Raw genomic sequence first — 6,782 nt, forward strand, 5'->3', positions numbered from 1 at the left:
CCCGGCGAAGGCCGGGGCCGCCACGTTGTCGGGCGAGTCGCGTGCCGCCGGCGGCCCCGGCCTTCGCCGGGACGACGCGAGATGAAGCGCACCCATCTTCCCCTCAACGGCCTGCGTGTGCTCGACGCCGCGGCCCGGCACCTGTCCTTCACCCGCGCCGCCGACGAGCTCGCGGTGACCCCGGCCGCGGTCGGGCAACAGATTCGCGCGCTGGAAGATACGCTGGGCGTGGTGCTGTTCCGCCGCACCACCAAGGGCCTGGAACTGACGCCCGAAGGCGAGGCCGGGCTCGACGCGTTGCGCCAGGGGTTCCTGCAATTCGAGGAAGCGGTCCGCGCGATGCAGGCGGGACAGTCGTCCAAGTCGCTGACCATCGCCGCGCCGCGTGATGTGCTCCATTGCTGGTTGATGCCGCGGCTCGCCGAGATCAGCGCGGCCGATGGCGAAATGCGCTTCATGCTGATCGCCGCTGATGAGGAACTCGATTTCACCCAAGCCAATCTCGATCTGGCGATCCGCTGGGGCGAAGGGCCGAGCGAGCATGAGGGCGAGGCGCTCGAATCCGAAGGCATGATCACGGTACAGCGGCCGGGCGGCGGCGCTGATACGCGGATTTCCTGGCCGGGCTGCCTCAACGACGATGCGGTGTCGCTGGTTCGCGTCGCCGATGCGGGGCTGGCGATCGACGCCGCGGCCGAAGGATTGGGGAGGGCGACGGTGCCCGAACTGCTCGCGCGGCGCGACATCGCGGTGGGACGGGTCGTCGCGATCGGCGAGGCCAAGCCCTATCGCCTGGGCTATTGGCTGGTCGCGCCCTTGCCGCAATGGCGGCAGAAGAAGGTCAAGGCGTTGGTGGAGGCGCTGGGCGCGTGACGACGCTCCCGGTGATGACGACCGAGCGGCTGATTCTGCGTCCGCTGCGCATCGACGATGCCGACGCGCTCCATCCGATGTATTCGGACGCCGATGCCAACACCTATGGGTCACATCCCGCGACTAAGACGCTGGAAGAAAGCCGCGCGCGGCTGGAAAAAGGCATTGCCGATCCGACCTGGCGCGCCTGGGCAATCACGCTGAGCGGCGACGATAGCGCGATCGGCACCGTCGCTTGCTATGAAAAGCGCCAGGGCAAGGTGACCGAGATCGGCTATGTCCTGAAGCGCGCTTTCTGGGGCCGCGGCATCGTCACCGAAGCGGTTGCGGCGATGATCGACCTGTTGTTCGCGGAAGGGCAAAGGCGCGTGTTCGCCGACACCGACCCCGACAACAAGACGTCGATCGCGGTGCTCGAACGGCTGGGTTTCACGCTCGAGGCGCGGCTGCGCGCCGAATGGGAAACGCATATCGGCGTGCGCGATAGCCTGATCTGGGGATTGCTGGAGGACGAATGGAAAGTCGCCCGTCGCCGAACCTGAAAGACCCGCTCGAGTTGGCGGCGTATCGTCGCGAACTGCGTGGCGTCGCCAGCGGCGTGCGCTGGGGCGGGATCGGGATCACCTTGATCGGCGCCATCGTCGCCGGGTTGCGCGCCTGGGCCTGGCCGGCGATCCCTGCGCTGATCCCGATGATCGTCGTCGCCTGGGGAATGCTGCTGATGCTGACCGCGATCGTACTGCGAATGGCTTATCACGCGCGCCGGATGCGCGGGGGGTAGAACGTTCTTCTCCCCCAAGTGGAGAAGGGATTTTCCTTTTCCGCTCCGCGTCTCGTCAGTTCGGCAAGGGTGAGTCGGCAAGCAGCACCAGTGCCCGTGTCATCAGCATGATGAGCCGATTCTCCTCGACACCGGCGTCGTTGCGATGCCAGCCGGCGTTGATCGCGAGCCAGCGCCCGTCCTTGCGCTTAACCAGGAAATTGAGCGTGACCACGCCCGGCTCCGACCCGCCCTTGAACCCGACATAGTCGAACTTCGCGCGGGTGGCGGGATCGACCCCGGGATTGATCGCCAGCAACGACAAGGGCGTCTCGCCCCCCTGCTTGCGAAGCCAATCCAGGATTGCGGCAGTCTCGGCGGGGCTGGCGAACCATTCGAGCGTATCGATCTTGCTCGGCCTTCCAGCGAACATCATCGGATCGACCGGCGTCGTCCGCAGCCGCGCAGCGTTTGTCTCGAGTATCTTGCGCCGCGCTGATGGGGTCGGCGAGCTCGCCCATTGTGCCGCGAGACCGACATTGGCGGGGCTCTTCAGCGCGAACATCTGCCGCGTCGTCAGCACCGGCGCGAGGCCGGGCACGCCCGCCTTGGTCACGAAGTCATCGAGTCGATCGCCTTCGAGCGATACCAATGTGTCCGTCGCAGTGTTGTCGCTGATCGATATCATCAGGGTGGCGAGCGTCTGGATCGTCACCGGACTGCCCGCCGGCCAGTTCTGCGTGATGCCCGAGGGTAGCGAGGCGGGCCCGACCGGCACTACATCACTCCACTTGCGCTCGTCCGCCCCCACCTCGCGCGCCAGTTCGCCAAGCACCCACAGCTTGAACGCCGAGCCGAGCGGCATCGCTCTGTCGGGCGCGATCCCGGCCATCAGGCGCGGCGCGCCGTCACCAAGCGCATAGATGCCGAGGCCGGTCGTCCCGGGCAGCGCGCGGATATCGGCGGCCAGCTTGTAGAGCGTATCCCCCGCCATTTCGGGGCCGGTGAACAACAGCCCGACGACCTGATGCGGCGGCGCCGGGTCGATCGCGATCTGGGCATTGACGACGCCGCGCTCGAACCGGACTCGCAGATTGGCCGAGAAGGGCGTGACGGCCGTCAGCCTATCGATCGCCACCGGCTTCCCCATCTGGCCCGTCATCGAGGCCACGACCGCGTCCCATTTTTCTTTGGGCAACGCGGCATGGAAGCTCGGGGCGAAATAGCCGTCGAAATCCCCCGTGCCGGCGACGACTCCGATCAACTCGCGCGCCCGGGCGCCAAGCGCAGGGTCGGTAGGCGCAGGCGTTGTAACGGGAGTCTGGGCCGTCGCGGATGTAGTCGCCACCGCGCAAGCTAGCGAGAAGAACGCGCGAATGATCCACCCAATCATCACCTGAATCAGCTGGCTTTCGGACCGGCTGGCGGATCGGTCGACAGATCAAGCATCTCGATCTGCGGCCTTGCCTCTCGAACCAGCAGGCGCGATCCTGTATTGGTGGTAAGCCGCGCCGTCAGCGTGTAGCGCTCGACGCGCATAACGCCTGGCTGCGACTGATCCATTTTGAGCGGAGCATAGCGCCGTGCGCTTATCCCCGTCAGGATCGGTTTCACCCAATAGGGCTCATCCATCGGCTTACCCGACCGCAATACGCCGGCGTCGCTAACATGGCCGTCGGGGGTTACCCAGAAGCCGATATCGACCCATTCGCCGTCATAGTTGGTCCGCGACAACTTGGTCAGGGTCTCTCCTGAATTCGCTCCGCGGTCATTGTCATCTGCCGATTTGAGCGGCGGCGCATAGAGCAGCACGGGAGTCATTCCGTTGCCGGCGGCACGATAGTCGGCAATCAGCTTGTCGACCGCGCTCGTATCGCCGTTCTTCGCGTCCAGTCGCGCCATCAGCACGCGCGCGGCCTGGCCGAATGGTTTCATGTGCGGGTCGGAACTGTTGACCAACTCGTCGGCTGTCTTGTGAGCGTCGCCTTTATATTGGAACGGCAACGCTATCGCGAGTTGGCTGTACAGCGCGACGATGCGGAGGCGCGCCATGCCTTGAATATTATAGAGGCCGAGCTTGATCGCTCGATGCTCGACGCTGGAATATTTGTCAACCGCCTCATCGATTCGATTGAACCGCGCATACATGTCGCCAACTTCGATTTCCCCGCCCAGCACGCGCGGATCAGTGTCCGGCAAGCCGGCCTTCAGCGCGCTGACCATATCGAAGGTCCCGACGCGGAATGCCTCTCCATCGCCCAGATGCGCGGCAATTCGATAATTGGCGCGAAACAAGTCGGCCACGGGTTCGGGATAATCATGCGAGAAGCGCTTGTTACGGCCGATCGATTTGAGCAGCGTCGAGCGCGCGTCCTCATATTTGCCATCGACAAACTGTTGTTCAGCGACCTTCAGGGTTGCCGTAATATCGCGATCGGGCGGACATTTGCGTTCGATACAGGCCTTCAGTGCATTCTGCAGGTCGGGCAAGCGCTCACCAGTGATGACGATGTCCGGCTTGGCCGGCACGTCTTGCGCGGCGAGGGCTGCAGGCGATGAGGCAAGGAGAAAAGCGAACAACGTGAATGCGCGCGACATGATACCACTCCTCCCGAACACATAGAAGTTCGTTACCATTTCGCCCTCGCGACCGAAAGTATAACCAGAGCGGAGCGGACTCTCACACAGTCGATCGTTTGAAAACGACGCCCACTAATTCGTCGGCCCGACCCAGAGCGGCATCAAGCGTCGATCGCTTCCTCATCGAGCCGCGCGGCGTTTTCCTGGATGAAGGCGAAGCGGTGTGCCGGGTTGGTGCCCATCAGCCGGTCGACCAGGTCCTTCACGCCTGCGCGCTCTTCATATTCCTGCGGCAGGGTGATGCGGATCAGCCCCCGCGAGCCGGGGTGCATCGTCGTTTCCTTGAGCTGATTGGGGTTCATCTCGCCCAGGCCCTTGAACCGGCTGACCTCGACCTTCTTGCCCTTGAACTCCTTGGCCTCGAGCTCGGCGCGATGCGCGTCGTCGCGCGCATAGAGGCTCTTGGTGCCTGCGGTCAGGCGATAGAGCGGCGGCTGTGCCAGATAGAGGTGCCCGCGCCGGACGATGTCGGGCATTTCCTGGAAGAAGAAGGTCATCAGCAACGTCGCGATATGCGCGCCGTCGACATCGGCGTCGGTCATGATGATCACGCGCTCGTAGCGCAGATTGTCCGGCTCGCAATCCTTGCGCGTGCCGCAGCCCAGCGCCAGGGTCAGGTCGGCAATCTCCTGATTGGCGAAGATCTTGGCACTGGTCGCCGAGGCGACGTTGAGGATCTTGCCGCGGATCGGCAGGATCGCCTGGGTCTTGCGGTCGCGCGCCTGTTTGGCCGATCCGCCGGCCGAATCGCCTTCGACGATGAAGATTTCGGTGCCGACGGGATCGTCGGCCGAGCAATCGGTCAGCTTGCCCGGTAGGCGCAGTTTGCGCCCCGACGTCGCCGACTTGCGCTTGACCTCGCGCTCCTGCTTGCGGCGCAGGCGCTCGTCCATCCGCTCGACGACATAGCCGAGCAGCGCCTTGCCGCGATCCATATTGTCGCTGAGGAAATGATCGAAATGGTCGCGCACCGCGCGCTCGACCATCGTCGCCGCTTCGGGGCTGGTCAGCCGGTCCTTGGTCTGGCTCTGGAATTGCGGCTCGCGGATGAAGACCGAGAGCATCAATTCGCATCCAACCATCACGTCGTCGGCAGTGATGTCCTTGGCGCGCTTCTGCCCGACCAATTCGCCGAACGCGCGGATGCCGCGAACGAGCGCGGCGCGCAGGCCGGCTTCGTGCGTGCCACCGTCGGGGGTGGGGATGGTGTTGCAATACCAGCTATAGCTGCCGTCGGACCAGAGCGGCCAGGCGACCGCCCATTCGACGCGGCCCTGTTGTTCGCCGGGGAAATCCTGGCTGCCCGAGAAGAAGTTGGCGGTGGCGCATTCGCGGTCGCCGATCTGTTCCTTCAGATGATCGGCCAGCCCGCCGGGGAATTGGAACACCGCTTCCGCCGGGGTGTCGTCGGTGATCAGTTCGGGCGCGCATCTCCAGCGGATCTCGACGCCGGCGAACAGATACGCCTTGGAGCGCGCAAGCTTGTAGAGCCGCGCCGGCTTGAAAAGCAGCTCGGGCCCGAAAATCTCGGGATCGGGAGTGAATGCGACCGAGGTACCGCGGCGATTGGGAGTCGGGCCCAATTTCTCAATCGGACCCAGCGTGATCCCCTTTGAGAAACGCTGGCGGAACAGTTCGCGGTTGCGCGCGACTTCGATCACCGTGTCCTCGCTCAACGCATTGACCACGCTGATGCCGACGCCGTGCAGACCGCCCGAGGTCGCATAGGCCTTGCCGTCGAACTTGCCGCCCGCATGCAGCATCGAGAGGATGACCTCTAGCGCCGATTTGTCGGGAAATTTGGGATGCGGGTCGACCGGCATGCCGCGGCCATTGTCGATGATCGTCAGGCGGTTGCCGACCTCCAGCGTGACCTCGATCCGGGTGGCGTGCCCGGCGACCGCCTCATCCATCGAATTGTCGAGCACTTCGGCCGCGAGGTGATGCATCGCGCGCTCGTCAGTGCCGCCGACATACATTCCGGGGCGGCGGCGCACCGGCTCCAGCCCCTCGAGCACTTCGATCGAGGAGGCGTCATAGTCGGTGCCGGGCTTACCGGAGGAAGCGAACAAATCGTCGGACATGTATCACGTATAGGAGGGGCGGAATCCGCCGCAAGGGCCGCGCGCACGACGGCACCGGCTATCCACAGCAAATCGCGCGCCCGAATGCTCCTGGGACGCGCGATTTGCGTTCATCTATGATCGCGGATCAGCGGACGCGCGGGCCGCCGAACGGCAGTGGCGGCGGCGGCCGGCGATCGCGACGTGGCAGCTGTGCCTGATAGGCGTGGCCGCAATGCGCGACGCAATAAGGGAAACCGGGGTTCACCTTGTCGCCGCAGAAATGGAAATCGGGCTCGCCGGGGTGACCGAGCGGCCATTTGCAGATCTTGTCGTTGAGATCGAGCAGGCCGGTTTTGCCGGCGATCTCCGGCGAGGGCTTGGCGGGCACCAGCCGGCGCGGCGGCGCGGGCGCGATCGGCGGCTGCTGCTCGCCCGGCGCCTGG

At 64.8% G+C, this 6,782-nt stretch carries 7 protein-coding genes; 3 read left to right on the forward strand and 4 right to left on the reverse strand.

The features are described 5' to 3' along the window. Positions 1 to 81 precede the first annotated feature (81 nt). Genes SAS01S_RS21075 through SAS01S_RS21085 form a run of 3 tightly spaced genes read left to right on the forward strand, consistent with a single transcriptional unit; the run spans position 82 to position 1,654 of the window. Positions 82 to 873, forward strand: a complete 792-nt coding sequence (locus SAS01S_RS21075) for a LysR family transcriptional regulator (protein WP_066813052.1) — start codon at positions 82 to 84, stop codon at positions 871 to 873. After that, positions 870 to 1,415, forward strand: coding sequence for a GNAT family N-acetyltransferase (locus tag SAS01S_RS21080; protein ID WP_157082936.1), 546 nt, complete (start codon positions 870 to 872; stop codon positions 1,413 to 1,415). The genes SAS01S_RS21075 and SAS01S_RS21080 overlap by 4 nt, the downstream gene beginning before the upstream one ends. Then, positions 1,388 to 1,654 (forward strand): hypothetical protein, encoded by a 267-nt coding sequence (locus SAS01S_RS21085; protein WP_066813056.1) that lies wholly within the window; start codon positions 1,388 to 1,390, stop codon positions 1,652 to 1,654. The genes SAS01S_RS21080 and SAS01S_RS21085 overlap by 28 nt, the downstream gene beginning before the upstream one ends. Positions 1,655 to 1,709: 55 nt before the next feature. On the opposite strand, the gene SAS01S_RS21090 is transcribed toward SAS01S_RS21085, so the two are convergent. From SAS01S_RS21090 to SAS01S_RS21105, 4 genes are all read right to left on the reverse strand, one after another. Next, positions 1,710 to 2,897: a serine hydrolase gene (locus SAS01S_RS21090; RefSeq protein ID WP_066813058.1), complete on the reverse strand. Its 1,188-nt coding sequence runs from the start codon at positions 2,895 to 2,897 to the stop codon at positions 1,710 to 1,712. A 137-nt stretch (positions 2,898 to 3,034) separates the two neighbouring features. Then, positions 3,035 to 4,231: a hypothetical protein gene (locus SAS01S_RS21095; RefSeq protein WP_066813060.1), complete on the reverse strand. Its 1,197-nt coding sequence runs from the start codon at positions 4,229 to 4,231 to the stop codon at positions 3,035 to 3,037. 143 nt (positions 4,232 to 4,374) lie between these two features. Next, positions 4,375 to 6,357, reverse strand: coding sequence for a DNA topoisomerase IV subunit B (parE, locus tag SAS01S_RS21100; RefSeq protein ID WP_066813062.1), 1,983 nt, complete (start codon positions 6,355 to 6,357; stop codon positions 4,375 to 4,377). A gap of 127 nt (positions 6,358 to 6,484) precedes the next feature. Then, a partial coding sequence (locus tag SAS01S_RS21105; RefSeq protein WP_218016349.1) for a GcrA family cell cycle regulator occupies positions 6,485 to 6,782 on the reverse strand: 298 nt, incomplete at its 5' end.

It is taken from the genome of Sphingomonas asaccharolytica NBRC 15499 (assembly GCF_001598355.1).
Classification (GTDB): Bacteria; Pseudomonadota; Alphaproteobacteria; order Sphingomonadales; family Sphingomonadaceae; genus Sphingomonas; species Sphingomonas asaccharolytica.

Bases quoted from the DNA above. Each gene is read 5' to 3' on its own strand.
- SAS01S_RS21085 (WP_066813056.1), top strand. From the start codon at position 1,388: ATGGAAAGTCGCCCGTCGCCGAACCTGAAAGACCCGCTCGAGTTGGCG.
- SAS01S_RS21095 (WP_066813060.1), bottom strand. From the start codon at position 4,231: ATGTCGCGCGCATTCACGTTGTTCGCTTTTCTCCTTGCCTCATCGCCT.
- SAS01S_RS21075 (WP_066813052.1), top strand. From the start codon at position 82: ATGAAGCGCACCCATCTTCCCCTCAACGGCCTGCGTGTGCTCGACGCC.
- parE (WP_066813062.1), bottom strand. From the start codon at position 6,357: ATGTCCGACGATTTGTTCGCTTCCTCCGGTAAGCCCGGCACCGACTAT.